Annotated in this window: 11 protein-coding genes; 7 read left to right on the top strand and 4 right to left on the bottom strand. The window is 52.0% G+C overall.

Translation table 11 applies throughout. The annotated features are described in order from the left end of the window. Nucleotides 1-23: 23 nt before the first annotated feature. On the top strand, nucleotides 24-1,319 hold the full coding sequence (locus HRH59_RS19465; RefSeq protein WP_173501395.1) for a methyl-accepting chemotaxis protein: 1,296 nt from the start codon (nucleotides 24-26) through the stop codon (nucleotides 1,317-1,319). Here HRH59_RS19465 and HRH59_RS11415 read toward each other — a convergent pair. Continuing rightward, the gene (locus tag HRH59_RS11415) at nucleotides 1,313-2,359 is read right to left on the bottom strand and encodes an oxidoreductase (protein WP_173501396.1); all 1,047 of its coding nucleotides are present in this window, start codon (nucleotides 2,357-2,359) and stop codon (nucleotides 1,313-1,315) included. The genes HRH59_RS19465 and HRH59_RS11415 overlap by 7 nt on opposite strands. Nucleotides 2,360-2,478: 119 nt before the next feature. Here HRH59_RS11415 and HRH59_RS11420 point away from each other — a divergent pair, with 119 nt between their 5' ends. The 3 genes from HRH59_RS11420 to HRH59_RS11430 all read left to right on the top strand — a co-directional run bounded on the left by HRH59_RS11420 (nucleotide 2,479) and on the right by HRH59_RS11430 (nucleotide 4,597). After that, nucleotides 2,479-2,721, top strand: a complete 243-nt coding sequence (locus tag HRH59_RS11420; protein WP_456239049.1) for a ParD-like family protein — start codon at nucleotides 2,479-2,481, stop codon at nucleotides 2,719-2,721. Continuing rightward, nucleotides 2,702-3,487, top strand: coding sequence for a type I methionyl aminopeptidase (gene map / locus HRH59_RS11425; RefSeq protein ID WP_173501397.1), 786 nt, complete (start codon nucleotides 2,702-2,704; stop codon nucleotides 3,485-3,487). The genes HRH59_RS11420 and map overlap by 20 nt, the downstream gene beginning before the upstream one ends. A gap of 108 nt (nucleotides 3,488-3,595) precedes the next feature. Then, nucleotides 3,596-4,597, top strand: a complete 1,002-nt coding sequence (locus HRH59_RS11430; protein ID WP_173501398.1) for an SMP-30/gluconolactonase/LRE family protein — start codon at nucleotides 3,596-3,598, stop codon at nucleotides 4,595-4,597. Nucleotides 4,598-4,642: 45 nt separating this feature from the next. Here HRH59_RS11430 and HRH59_RS11435 read toward each other — a convergent pair whose 3' ends face one another. The 3 genes from HRH59_RS11435 to HRH59_RS11445 form a co-directional block, all read right to left on the bottom strand. After that, nucleotides 4,643-5,614 (bottom strand): GGDEF domain-containing protein, encoded by a 972-nt coding sequence (locus HRH59_RS11435; protein WP_173501399.1) that lies wholly within the window; start codon nucleotides 5,612-5,614, stop codon nucleotides 4,643-4,645. A 151-nt stretch (nucleotides 5,615-5,765) separates the two neighbouring features. Next, nucleotides 5,766-8,849, bottom strand: coding sequence for an efflux RND transporter permease subunit (locus HRH59_RS11440; protein WP_173501400.1), 3,084 nt, complete (start codon nucleotides 8,847-8,849; stop codon nucleotides 5,766-5,768). A gap of 13 nt (nucleotides 8,850-8,862) precedes the next feature. Continuing rightward, nucleotides 8,863-10,050: an efflux RND transporter periplasmic adaptor subunit gene (locus tag HRH59_RS11445; protein ID WP_173501401.1), complete on the bottom strand. Its 1,188-nt coding sequence runs from the start codon at nucleotides 10,048-10,050 to the stop codon at nucleotides 8,863-8,865. Between the two features lie 171 nt (nucleotides 10,051-10,221). Here HRH59_RS11445 and HRH59_RS11450 point away from each other — a divergent pair, with 171 nt between their 5' ends. From HRH59_RS11450 to HRH59_RS11460, 3 genes are read left to right on the top strand one after another with little or no spacing between them, the layout of a single operon-like run. Continuing rightward, nucleotides 10,222-11,031 carry a MipA/OmpV family protein gene (locus tag HRH59_RS11450; protein WP_173501402.1) on the top strand — a complete coding sequence of 270 codons (810 nt, stop codon included), beginning with the start codon at nucleotides 10,222-10,224 and terminating at the stop codon, nucleotides 11,029-11,031. Next, the gene (locus tag HRH59_RS11455; protein WP_173501403.1) at nucleotides 11,031-11,717 is read left to right on the top strand and encodes a response regulator transcription factor; all 687 of its coding nucleotides are present in this window, start codon (nucleotides 11,031-11,033) and stop codon (nucleotides 11,715-11,717) included. Before HRH59_RS11450 ends, HRH59_RS11455 begins: the two co-directional genes overlap by 1 nt. After that, nucleotides 11,686-13,056 carry an ATP-binding protein gene (locus tag HRH59_RS11460; RefSeq protein WP_173501404.1) on the top strand — a complete coding sequence of 457 codons (1,371 nt, stop codon included), beginning with the start codon at nucleotides 11,686-11,688 and terminating at the stop codon, nucleotides 13,054-13,056. The genes HRH59_RS11455 and HRH59_RS11460 overlap by 32 nt, the downstream gene beginning before the upstream one ends. Nucleotides 13,057-13,234 lie beyond the last annotated feature (178 nt).

Here is a 13,234-nt window from a genome sequence, read left to right on the forward strand (position 1 = left end):
ACGCTGCTTAAATCGGGAAAATCATGTTTAACAAACAGTTAAAAGTTCAGTTGTTGTCTGCAAAAACGGATTTGGCATATAAAACCGCAGTAATCGCTGCCGTACGCAATAGTGTTGCTCTGGTCGAATTTAGCGCCGACGGCGTTATTCAGGATGCTAATCCATTGTTTCTTAATGTTGTGGGTTATCCGCTTGAGCAGATCAAAGGGCAGCATCATTCGATGTTTTGTGAAAGCGCTTATGCCAACAGTGGTGAATACCGGGCATTTTGGCAGTCTTTAAGCCGTGGCGAGGCTAAACAGGGTACCTTTTTGCGTAAAACCAACGGCGCAAAGAAAATATGGCTGGAGGCCACCTATTTCCCGGTGCGGGACGATAGTGGCAAAGTGTGCTCAGTGATGAAAATCGCTTACGATGTGACCCGGCAAACACTGGCTGCTGACGAGCAAAAAGCGATTTATGCCTCGATAGATCAAGCAATGGCGGTGATTGAATTTACACCAGACGGCACTATTGTCAACGCCAATAAAAATTTTCTGCAGTCTATGGGCTATACACTGGAGAAAATTCAACATAAACATCACCGGATTTTTTGTGATGACAGCTTCTACCGGAATAACCCTGACTTCTGGAGTAAACTGGCGCAGGGCAAAGTCAGTTCCGGTAAGTTTAAACGGGTTGATGCCCGCGGCAATGAAGTATGGCTGGAGGCAACCTACAACCCGATATTGGACGCGCATGGCAAAGTACACAAGGTTATTAAGTTTGCTACGTTGATCACCAACCGGGTTGTACAGGCTGAGAAAACCCGCGAAGCTGCACGCATAGCCCATGAAACCGCGACAGAAACTTTTAATGTGGCAGAGCAGGGCAAATTGCATATTGCCTCGTCTACTGCGCTGGCGGCAGAAATTTCCGCCACCGTGCTGCAAACCGATAGCGTGATCCAAAGTCTGAACGAACAAGCGAATGAAATTGCCAATATGGTGAGCATCATCCGCAGCGTAGCAGAGCAAACTAATCTGCTGGCATTAAATGCTGCGATTGAAGCCGCCAGAGCCGGCGAAGCAGGCCGCGGTTTTGCCGTGGTAGCTGATGAGGTCAGGCAACTGGCATCCAGAACCAGCCAGGCAACCAGCGATATCTCCAGTGTTGTCAGCAGAAACCTTGAAGTGACGCAAAATGTGCTGCAGGCCATTAATTCCATCGACGGTTTAAGTAAACAAAACAGCGATAAAATTAACCAGTTGTCGGCGATCATCGACGATATTGAACACGGTGCACAGCGGGTAGTTGAATCGGTATCTGCAATTCAATAAGTAGCCATGACCGGCAATGTTTTACCTATCGTTGCTGAATGCTCAGCCAGCTCAAGCAGTTGCATTACGCTGCAGGATTGCTGCGGTGGTACCGGGTTTGCGCCTTTGCCATTTATAGCCGAAACGATGGCGGCATAATAATGCTGATAACAGCCCATTGCCGGGCTATAGGGCGTTACTTGCTCGTGTTGGTACAGTAAGCCGGGTTGCGGCTCAATGCCCCAGCCGGTATCGGCAGGTGTTAAGCCTTGTTTTAACTGCTCTTCCTGAATATCTAAACCAAACTTTTGCCAGCTGCCATGTTGTGCCTGCAGCGTAAAGCGCGCCGATGGCGCGGCAGCCAACATAGACGCGCCCAGGGTGACGCCAAAGTGGCCGTAATCCAGCAGCACCGAAAACCAGTCTGTTGCTGTGGCATCCGGACGCAGTATTTTTAAGCTGGCGGTAATGCTGTGTGGCAGGCCAAATAACACCAGGCTTTGGTCCAGCAGGTGCGGGCCTAAATCAAACCATAAACCGGCGCCCGGCCCGGCTTGTTCGCGCCAACGCGGCCGCACCTGTGGCCGGAAGCGGTCAAAGCGTGATTCTAAATGCGCCACCTGGCCCAATCGCCCACTACGTAACAACTGCTGCAGGGCAAGAAAATCGGCATCAAAGCGGCGGTTATGAAATACCGATAGCAGTAATTTTTGCTCTGTTGCCAGCGCCGTTAACGCTTTAGCTTCGTTAAAGGTCAGCGCAAAGGGTTTATCGATCACTACATGCTTACCGGCGCGCAATGCCAACTCTGCCAGCGGGGCATGGCTGTCGTTCGGGCTGGCGATCACGACTAAATCAATATCTGCCAGTTGCACCGCAGCGCTGTAGTCAGCCAGCACAGTAACATCGGCGCCCAGCTGTTGTTTAACCTTCGCGGTTTGCGATGAAGCAACATGGCTCAGCTTAATACCCTTGGTTGCCAGCAATAACGGTGTGTGAAAAGTTTGGCCGGCATAACCATAACCGACTAACAGGGTGCGTAGCTCTGACGCTATTGGCATATTAAATCCGCTTTTTAGACCGCAGCTGCTACTTTGCGAAAATAACCGTCGCAGTGCAACTGTAATTGCAGCTACAACTTTACCAAAATATACGTTTTATATATAATTCGTATATTGCAATGTTGCAGCAGCGGAGTATCAGCTTGGGTATCGTTAAAATTGCCGATGAACTACATGAAGAAATTCGTAAAGCCAGTGGCGCTATGTCGCGCTCTATTAATGCCCAGGCCGAATTCTGGCTGAAAATGGGCATGTTGGCCGAGTTACACCCCACACACACTTATCAGCAGTTGGTACAGATGCTGCTGCAGCAGGCAGAATTTAAACTGGCCGGAGGCAGCGATGAGCGGCGTTCAGCTTAAAACCAGCGCGGAGCTTGCGCTGCAGCGTGAAGCCGGGCGTTTATTAGCGCAGGTGTTTGCTATGCTGGACGATAAAATAGTTGCCGGTATGTCGACCTTACAAATTAACGATTTGGCCGAGCGCTATATAATCGATGAGCTGCAGGCACGGCCGGCCAGCAAAGGTCAGTACGGTTTTGCTTATGTGTTAAATACCTCGGTTAATGATGTGGTGTGCCACGGCGTGCCATCCGCTACGCAACTGCTGAAACAGGGCGATATTGTAAATGTTGATATTACTCTGGAAAAACATGGCTTTATCGCAGACTCCAGCAAAATGTATAGCATAGGTGAGCTTAGCTTTGCAGCGCGGCAGTTAGTTGATGATTGCTACCGTGCGCTGTGGTTGGGCATTCAGGCCGTAAAACCCGGTGCCCGGCTGGGTGATATCGGCTTTGCTATTGAGCAGTTTGCCCGCAGCAAAGGCTACAGTGTGGTACGGGAGTACTGCGGCCACGGCATTGGCCGCGAAATGCATGAAGAGCCACAGGTACTGCATTACGGCGCTGCCGGCAGCGGTATGCTGCTTAAACCCGGTATGGTGTTTACCATAGAGCCGATGCTGAACCAGGGCAGTGCCAAAGTGAAAACCAAAAAAGACGGCTGGACAGTGGTCACCCGCGATAAAAAATTGTCGGCACAGTGGGAGCACACCATTGCGGTAACCGACAGCGGCGTTGAGGTGCTGACTCTGCGCACGGAAGAGCAAGCGCAGCTTTTGGCATAACAGATCTGGTTACAGCAAGAAACATAAGCGCCGTAGCGAAATTGCGTATTTATTCAAACGGGTACTAATGTTAGCCTGTAAGTACTTTTCCTGTTCTGGCAGACTTTTATGCGTTTATCAGCTTTTATACTGTGTTTATTGGTTACCCCGGCCGTGGCTGCTAACCCGCCCTGGCCGGCACAGCCGGTGTCAGCAGTTGACACTGCAATGCAGCAAGTGGTGTCGACAGATGCCAGTCTGGAGCAACTGGCAGATGGCTTTCGCTGGGCCGAAGGGCCGGTAGCTGAGCCTGGTAGCGGCGATATACTGTTTTCTGATGTGCCGGAAAATAAAGTCTATCGCTGGAATGAACAACAAGGCTTAACGGTGTATCTTCAGCCGTCCGGTTATACCGGGCTGTACCCACAGAATAATCTGCAGGAAGGCGCCAACGGCCTGATGTTTAATGCCGATAATAAGCTGGTACTGGCACAGCACGGTGATCGGCGTCTGGCAGTGTTGCAGGACGCCTCCGGCAAATTACCGCGTTATCAGACATTGGCCAGCCATTATCAGGGCAAGCTGTTAAACAGCCCGAATGATGTGGTGCAGCATAACAGCGGTGCTTATTATTTTACTGATCCACCATACGGTTTAAAGGGCGGTGACGATTCCGCGCAAAAACAGCAAAGCGTAAATGGCGTATACCGGATTGCCTCAGATGGCATGGTCACGCTATTGGCTGACAACTTAACCCGGCCCAATGGTCTGGCGTTTTCACCGGACGAGCAATGGCTATATGTCGCCAACTCAGACCCTGCCGCGGCTCAATGGTGGCGTTATGCCGTTAACAATGATGGTAGTTTGGCTAAAGGTGAGTTGTTTTTTGATGCCACAGCGGCGACCAAAACCGCCAGCGGTTTACCCGATGGCTTAAAAGTACTGCCATCCGGCATATTGCTTGCCACCGGGCCGGGTGGCGTTTGGGTAATATCGCCACAGGGAGAGCATCTGGGCACTATTCAGACCGGTGTGGCAGCGGCAAATGTGGCATTAAGCGCTGACAATAGCTGGCTGTATATTACTGCCAGTAGTTATCTGCTGCGGATAAAGCTGCAGCCCGGCAAATGATAATCTTGCTTTACGGCACGGTATTTAACTGCGGTTGCAGCGGCTTCAGTCCGGTGCCTGATACACACAATTGCGGCCATTGGATTTTGCCTGATACAGGGCTTCATCGGCACGCTGGATCAGGCTGTGCAAATCGTCAGTGCTGAGACATTGGGCCACCCCTAAGCTGGCGGTGCAGCTTGGTATTGAAGGGTTTTCGGTGGTTTGCTGTTCCAACGCCAGGCGAACGCGCTCAGCAAGAGCGTAAGCGCTGTTTATATCGGTGTCGGGTAAAATAACCAGAAACTCCTCGCCACCGATACGGCCGATAAAATCGGTTATTCTCAGTTGTTGTTTAAAGTTTTCGGCGGCGCTTTTTAAGGCGCGATCGCCGGCCTGATGGCCAAAATTATCGTTTACCGCTTTAAAGTGGTCTAAATCCAGCATCATAATACTCAGTGCAGAACCCTGGCGCTCTGCGCGGGCAATTTCCAGCCCGAGCAGTCGCATAATTTCGCGCCGGTTAAAAAGCTCTGTCAGCTCATCCGTGGTGGCCATTTTCTCCAGTTGCGCTGTGCGTTTTTGTACCTCAGCTTCCAGCCGCTGGTTTGATGCTGCCAGTTCATGCTCTGCCCGCATAAGCTCGACGATTTTAGCCTCCATAGCATGTTTACCGGGCAAACTTATCGCCTGCGGCAGCAAGTACCACAGTAGTATCGCTGTCAGCATAGAGATAATGCCGGTCATCGACTTAATAATGCCGTGAATATAATAATAGCCATGCCAGACATTGATAATGCCGAGAATATGCGTGGCGCCGCAGAAGAAAATAAAACCGGCAAACAGCAGAAATATCCAGTCAAAACGCAGGTCATCCCTGGCTCTGACCAGCTTTATCAGGGCCAGCGGGATCAACATATAGGCGATAAATGTCAGTGTATCGCCACCCACATGCAGTAGCAGTAAATCGGTACGCCATAGTAAACAATGCCCATGCGGCATAAAGTCGCCGTTCAGTAACTCATTGATAAACGCCATTTCTTCTAATCCTGTTTACGGTTGCAGCTGAACATTAGCTTAGTCAACATGGGGCAAAGATGTTGTAAGAACTGAAACAAAGATACCGCAGGTACAGCCGTAAGCGCTACTGGGCTGATACAACGCGATCAGCCCCGTTCATGCTGCAGCCTTAGTGGTTAAGTGGTGAAAAGCGGCGTAAGCGCGGTTTCAGCCACTGCACGGCATCATCTACAACGAGGTACACCACCGGAATTACCAGCAGGCTGAGAAAGGTTGAGGTGATAAGGCCACCAATTACCACTATCGCCATCGGCGCGCGAAAGCTCGGGTCGCCACCCATACCTAAGGCGATAGGCAGCATGCCGGCGCCCATGGCAAGCGTGGTCATGACGATAGGCCTTGCCCGTTTGCGACAGGCATCGATAGTGGCCTCCCAACGGTTTAGCCGGTGCTCACGCCTGGCAATAATGATGTAATCAATCAGCAGAATAGAGTTTTTGGTGGCGATGCCCATTAGCATAATTAAGCCAATCATCGCCGGCAACGACAGCGCAGAGTTGGTTAAAAACAGTGCCAAAAAGGCGCCCGGTACGGAGAGAATCAGCGCGGCAAGAATGGTGAGCGGCTGAACAAAGTCTTTTAGCAGCAGTACCAACACCATATAAATACAAAACACCCCGGTTAACATTGCGATAGCGAAGCCGCTGGCCAGCTCGCCCATCATTTCAGCATCGCCCAGGGTAGTTTGCGACACGCCGGGCGGCAGAGACTGCAGCCCGGGCAGTGCCATCACGGCCTGTTCAACCAAACCCAGTGGCAGGTTATTCAGCTCTACGTCGAAGTTGATATTGCGCATCCGGTCAAAGCGGGCGATTTCTGCCGGGCCGCTGCTTATTTCCAAGCTGGCGACATTTTCCAGCGCGACCGGGCCGCGCGCACCCGGCACCGGCAGGCGTTTAAAGGTGTCAAAATCTTCGCGGGCGATATCGCTCAATCGCACCACTACCGGCACCTGGCGTTCACTCAGATTCAGTTTTGCCAGGTCCTGATCATAGTCGCCGGCAGTGGCAACCCGCAGCGTATCAGCAATGGCAGACGAGGTAACGCCAAGGTCGGCGGCACGGGAAAAATCCGGCTTGATCAATAGCTCCGGCCGCACCAGGCTGGCGCTGGAGGTAACGGCACCTATGCCCGGAATTGCCCGTAACTCGCGCTCAACCTGCAGCGCATGTTGTTGCAATATACGGCTGTCTTCGCCGGCCAGCACCAAACGGTAGTTTTCGCTGTCACCCATACCCACTTTAATTCTGGCGCCGGGCAGGGTGCTTAAGGTGTCGCGTAATTGCTGTTCAATTTGTTGTTTGGCAAAACCGGCGCGCTGATTGCGGTGGCTTAGAGTTAGCGTAAGTACCGCCGAGCGCACACTGGCTGCCGCGCTGCCGCCGTCATCTGATGCACCGGAGTTGCCACTACCGATAGCGGTATAAACTTGCTTTACATGCTGATGTTGTTGCACCAGGTGGCGTGCCTGTTCGGCCAGTGCCACTGTGTCCTGCAGCTTAGTACCCGGCTGCAGTGTAAGCGTAACCTGGGTTTGTTGATCGTCGTTTGCCGGCATAAAGGCGCCTGGCAGAGTCATTGCCAGCATAATGCCGCCAACAAAGAATATGGTGGCAGCACTCAGCGTTATACTTTTGTGCTGTAAACACCAGGTCACCAGATTAAGGTAGTAGCGGATCCAGCCGGGTTCGGCTTTAAGCTTATGCTTCTGCACAGGTGCGCGCAGCAGGTAGGCGGCCATCATTGGCGTAAGCAGCCGGGCTACCAGCAAGGAGAACAGCACCGCTATGGCTGCTGTCCAGCCAAACTGCACAAAGAACTTGCCGATTACGCCGCTCATAAAAGCGGTGGGCAGGAATACCGCTATCAAGGTAAAGGTGGTGGCAACTACTGCCAGGCCAATTTCATCGGCGGCCTCCATGGCCGCCTGAAACGGCGTTTTACCCATCAGCAGGTGGCGCTCGATGTTTTCTATTTCAACGATAGCATCATCTACCAGCACACCAATCACCAGCGAAAGCGACAGCAGCGTAACGGTATTAAGCGAAAAGCCCATCAGATGGATCACTAAAAAGGTGGGAATGATCGACAGTGGCAGTGCCACCGCGGAGATAAAAGTAGCCCGCCAGTCGCGCAGAAACAGAAACACCACTAACACTGCCAGCAAGGCGCCTTCATACAATAGCTGCATGGAACCGGCATAATTTTCTGCTACCGGATCAATCAGGTTAAATACTTCGGTTATGCTGATATCCGGCTGCTGTACTTGCAGCTGTTGCAGAGCTGCCCTTACCCCCGCAGCCACTTCAAGCTCGCCATAACCGATAGCGCGGGTTATCTCAAAACCCACCACCGGCTCGCCGTTCAGAAAAGCGGCAGAACGTTGCTCTGCCACAGTGTCTGAAACGCTGGCTATCTGATCCAACCGGATATGCCGGCCATCGGTTAAGGTGATGTCCATAGCGGCAAATTCTTCTGCCGATTGTACGGTAGCAAGGGTTCTTACTGATTGTTCCATGCCGCCAAAGTGGGCGCGGCCACCGGCGGCTTCCTGCTGCACCAGCCGTAGCTGGCGGGAGATATCGGCGGCAGTAGTATTAAATGCCAGCAGGGCGGCAAAATCCAATTCAACGTGTATTTCACGGTTAACGCCACCCACTCTGCTAATAGCACCCACACCTTTAACGGCCAGCAATGTTTTGCTGATATCGTTATCGACACACCACGACAAGGCTTCATTATCCATTTGGGCTGAGCTGAGGCTGTAAGTCAGAATAGGTGAGCCGGACAATTCTTCTTTTTTTATTACCGGATCGCGCAAGTCTGCCGGCAGATCAGCCCGGATGCGCGACACGGCATCACGCACATCATCAACGGCTTGTTGTATCGGGCGCTCCAGACGAAACTCAACCGAAATGCTGGCTTCGCCATCGGTCAGATTGCTGTAAATGTGTTTAACGCCTTGCACTGTGGCAAGTGAACTTTCTATTTTGCGTACCACATCGGTTTCAAGCTGCGAGGGCGAAGCACCCGGCAATTCGACTGCTACGGTAACTGTGGGTAAATCCAGATCAGGCAGATCCTGCACTTTCATGGCGCGAAAACTAATAATTCCGGCAAAAGTCAGCAGAATAAACAGCAAGATAGCCGGTGTAGGGTTGCGTATGGCCCAGGTAGAGATATTCAAATTCATTTTATAATCCTGCTTACATCACGTCGTCTGACTGAACAGCCAAAGCTGCTGGCGTCCCGGCTGGTTTGGCTGTTGTTGCCGAAGGCTGAGCACCTTGTTGGGGCGGCACAATCTGCACTAAATCACCATCGCCAAGAAAAGCGCCGCCCGTTAGCACCACCTGGTCAGCTGCTGTTATACCGCCGCTGATTTCTACCAAATCCGCAGTGCGCCGTCCGGTGCTGACTTTGATTTGTCTGACTTTGCCATCCTCGCCAACCTGCATCACATAGCTAAAGCCATCGCGCAGCAGTACGGCAGTTTGCGGTAGAGTCAGTACTTTTGTTGTGCCAAGTTCAAACCGGCCACGGGCAAAACTACCGGCACGGAGACTGTTGTCCAAAGGCAAGTCGACATAAACCAAGGCATTGCGGCTTTGGGTGTCCACCACCGGCGCGACCATTCGCAACGAACCGATAATGGTTTCACCACCGACCGGCGTAACGTAAACAACCTGGCCCGGTTGCAGCTTGGGCAGATCTTGGGCTGACACCTCAGCCCGCCATTCCAACCGGCCGCCCCTGATCAGCCGGAACAGCTGCTGGCCTGGCGGCAGCACGGCGCCAACGGTCGCGTCTCTGGCGGAAATAATGCCGTTGTCCGGTGCCAGCACCCGGGTTTGCTCAAGGCGTAAGTGTTGGCTGTGCAGGCTGGCTTGGGCTGAGTTAAGCCGGGCCCGTGCGGTTTTTTCCGCCGTACTGTATTGCTGAATTTGTCGTGCCGACAGGGCACCGCTGGCTTGCAGCTCTGCAGCGCGTTTTACGTCGTCTGTTGCTTCGGTCAGTAAGGCCTCAGCTTCAGCTACTGCAGCCTGGCTTTGCGCCAGCTCAGAGCGCACCGTGTCAGCGTCAAAGCTGGCCAGCAGCTGGCCAGCTTTGACGATGTCACCGACATTCACCAGCACCTGGTCAAGCCTTAAACCATTGGTTTCATTGCCAATGCTGGCTTCCTGCCAGGCGCTGATATTGCCACTGGCCGACAGCGTCAGAGGTAGCACGACTCTTTGCGGCCTGGTGAGGCTAACGCTAAGCGTAGGCCTGGCTGCTGCAACTGCAGTGTTATCTGCTGCTGCGTCAGTGCTGTCTGCGGCGATGATTATGGCGGTGGTAACGGCCACCACAAATACTGTGGCAAGTAATACAACCTGGTGAGACCTCTTCATTTTCTGCTTCCTTAATTCTACCTTGCATCAGTGCTACTGTCGGTTAAATTGCCTTTCCGCAAACTTACTGAGGCAAAAACAGCAAAAAAATGTGTTGGTAAGTTTTAGGTAAGTCAGGCGATGGATGATGGCAGTTCTTTTACATCAATATCATTTGAAAGGAACTGCTCTATGCGCTCGTATATCTCAACCCTGCCTTTTATTGAAGCGACAGCAACACGCTCGCTGGCAGCATTTATGCTGCTTGCTGGATTACCTCTCACTGTTGCGGCGCAGCAGCCGGATGATGATACGTCGTCATGGGGTTTGGGCGTGGCGGTAATCAGTAGCCAGAAAGCCTATGCCGGTATTGATCGTGACAATAGGCTGTTGCCGATACTGAGTTATGAAAACCGTTACATCCGATTGAGAGGGCCTGAGCTGGCGGTTAAATTGCCGGGTTATCAGTTCAGTGAGTCGAATAACGTGAATTTCAGTATTATCGGCAAATACGATTTTACCGATTACAAACAAAGTGATGCGCCAATCCTTAATGGTATGGCAGACAGAGATGGTGGTTTCCGCGCCGGCTTTAAAGCAGAATGGCAAAACAGTATTGCCGATATCAGCGCTGAATATGTTACTGAAGTGTCCGGCGACAGTGAGGGCAGCGAAGTTAATCTTACGATAGAGAAAACCTGGCATTTTGCTCAGCACTATATGTTTACACCCCGTATAGCCTTAAGCTGGCAGGACAAAAAACATATAGATTACTACTATGGTGTACGTAGCAATGAAGTGACCGCAGAGCGGGCGTTTTATCAGGGGGAAGCAGGAATGAACATTGAGACAGGTGCACGTGTCGGCTATATGTTTAAGCAACGACATATTATTTTTCTGGATGTCAGCCTGACCCGCTTAGCGGCAGAAATAAAAGACAGCCCTTTGGTTGACCGCTCCACTGAGAATCGTGTCTTTCTCGGTTATAGCTACCGCTTCTGATGAACCGTATCCTGTTACTTGAAGATCACGAGCGCTTAGCCCGGCTGATATGTGAGGGGCTGGCACCCGCCGGTATTGTTGCTGACGTGTTCAGCCGTATTGATCACGCTTGGGAAGCACTGCAACAGGTGCCTTATCAGGCGCTGGTAATTGACCGCGGCGTACCGGATGGCGATGGCCTGTCGCTGTTGCGCCGGTTACGCGATAGTGACAATACGGTTCCCTGTTTGGTACTGACGGCGCGCACCGCACTGAATGATCGGGTTGAAGGCCTGGATGCCGGTGCCGATGACTATTTGGCCAAACCTTTTGCCATGGAAGAAATGGTGGCGCGGGTGCGGGCGTTGCTGCGCCGCCCTGCAGAGGTGCGTGCGCTGGATCCGCAGTGCGGCGATTTAACCCTGCGCCCGGCAGACAGCCTGATGTGTTGCGGCGGTAAAAGCGAGATCCTGGCGCCGGCAGAGCTGCAAATTATGCTGTTACTGGTGCGCAGATGCAATGAATCGGTGCGCCACAGTGCGCTTGAAGCTGCTGGCTGGGGTTTTAGTGAGGCAGTAACCCCCAACGCGCTGGATGTGGCATTGCACCGCATCCGGCGAAAATTACAGGCCATTGGCTCGCAGCTGCGGATAGTTAATATAAGAGGGATAGGCTATGCGCTTAAAGCTAGCGGACCAGCTAAATAGTATTAGTGTCAAAGTGCTGCTGGCTTTTATTGTCGGCATGGTGCTGAGTGTCAGCCTTATTGCATTGGTTTTGCTGGTTGCCTTGGGATTTCAAAAAAACATATTGTCAGAAAACGATATCAACGATTTTTCCGGCGAATTAGCCGAATCGCTGCAATTTAATGCTGCAGGCGTGCCGGTTCGTATTGCAGATGAAGAATATCTCTGGCTATTCGAAAGTTTGTACAGCGAGATAGCGTTTCGGGTGGTGGACCAATCCGGAAAAGTTGCACTTTCATCCACTGCCGGCCCCGAATTCTGGTCTGCGGTGGATCTTAAGCAGCCAATAAAAGCGGGCCCGTTCGAGTTTATCCAAAATGGCATTATGATGGACGCTGCCAATGGAATGAGGGTGCATGATGAGCGGGTATGGTTTATTCAGGTCGCCGTCAGCAGGCGGTTTATGTTTTTCGCACACCATACTTTTGCCTTACGTTTTATTGAAGACGGGCTGATTTTATTATCTTTAGTGCTGTTTGTTATCTTTGGCGCCTGTGCGCATTTTACCCTCCGACATACCCTTAAGCCACTGCGGCAGCTATCTGAGTCGGCGGCGTTAATATCGCCGCGCTCTTTGCAAGCCAGATTAAAAGATGACGATATTCCTGCTGAAATAGTGCCTTTGGTAAAGAGTTTCAACACTGTGCTTGACCGCGTAGAACATGGTTACCGTGTACAGCAGGAATTTCTGGCCACTGCTGCACACGAGTTAAAAACCCCGTTGGCGTTAATCAGCGCCCAACTGGAGCTGATGCCATCAACAGAGCAGCGCAACTGGCTGCTGCATGATGTGCGTTATATGTCGCGCCAGGTGCAGCAGTTATTGCTGCTGGCAGAGGCCAGTGAGCAGCAGAACTACCGGTTTATAACGCTCGACGTCACTGAGATTGCGGCAGAGGTTGTCGCCTATTTACAGCGTATGGCAGATAACCAACAAGTGACATTGCGGCTGGAGCGGCATATAGCCAGCCTGATACTGCCGGCCGATAAAGGCGCTTTATTTACCCTGCTGAAAAACCTGCTGGAAAATGCCATTCAGCATGCGCCGGCAGATAGCACTGTGGCGGTAGATGTGTTCGCCGACAATATCAGCGTGCGCGACCAGGGCACCGGGGTAAGTGAAGCGCAGTTACCACAGTTGTTTAACCGCTTCTGGCGCGCAGAAGCACGCCGCGATAGCGGCGCCGGGTTGGGGCTGACCATTTGCCGCGAAATTGCGCTGGCGCATGGCTGGGTGTTATCAGCCCACAGAATGCAGCCCGGGCTGCAGTTTCGGCTGCAGCTGGTTGCTGATAAATAGCTGAGTATCCAAACTCTGCAGTTCTCTAAACTTTATGCATATTGCAGTCGGCAGCTAGTAGTTATGGAGTAATTTCAACACATCGGATTAACCCTGCAATTTCAGGATAAATCCATTGGCTATTTGCTGTACGAGGCCATATAGTCTTAACTTCGTAGTTGGCTGGGTTAGCAGTTTT

The organism is Rheinheimera lutimaris, from assembly GCF_013283795.1.
GTDB lineage: Bacteria > Pseudomonadota > Gammaproteobacteria > Enterobacterales > Alteromonadaceae > Alishewanella > Alishewanella lutimaris.

Bases quoted from the DNA above. Each gene is read 5' to 3' on its own strand.
- HRH59_RS11455 (WP_173501403.1), top strand. From the start codon at position 11,031: ATGAACCGTATCCTGTTACTTGAAGATCACGAGCGCTTAGCCCGGCTG.
- HRH59_RS11435 (WP_173501399.1), bottom strand. From the start codon at position 5,614: ATGGCGTTTATCAATGAGTTACTGAACGGCGACTTTATGCCGCATGGG.
- HRH59_RS19465 (WP_173501395.1), top strand. From the start codon at position 24: ATGTTTAACAAACAGTTAAAAGTTCAGTTGTTGTCTGCAAAAACGGAT.
- HRH59_RS11445 (WP_173501401.1), bottom strand. From the start codon at position 10,050: ATGAAGAGGTCTCACCAGGTTGTATTACTTGCCACAGTATTTGTGGTG.
- HRH59_RS11450 (WP_173501402.1), top strand. From the start codon at position 10,222: ATGCGCTCGTATATCTCAACCCTGCCTTTTATTGAAGCGACAGCAACA.
- HRH59_RS11430 (WP_173501398.1), top strand. From the start codon at position 3,596: ATGCGTTTATCAGCTTTTATACTGTGTTTATTGGTTACCCCGGCCGTG.
- map (WP_173501397.1), top strand. From the start codon at position 2,702: ATGAGCGGCGTTCAGCTTAAAACCAGCGCGGAGCTTGCGCTGCAGCGT.
- HRH59_RS11440 (WP_173501400.1), bottom strand. From the start codon at position 8,849: ATGAATTTGAATATCTCTACCTGGGCCATACGCAACCCTACACCGGCT.
- HRH59_RS11420 (WP_456239049.1), top strand. From the start codon at position 2,479: ATGTTGCAGCAGCGGAGTATCAGCTTGGGTATCGTTAAAATTGCCGAT.
- HRH59_RS11460 (WP_173501404.1), top strand. From the start codon at position 11,686: ATGCGCTTAAAGCTAGCGGACCAGCTAAATAGTATTAGTGTCAAAGTG.
- HRH59_RS11415 (WP_173501396.1), bottom strand. From the start codon at position 2,359: ATGCCAATAGCGTCAGAGCTACGCACCCTGTTAGTCGGTTATGGTTAT.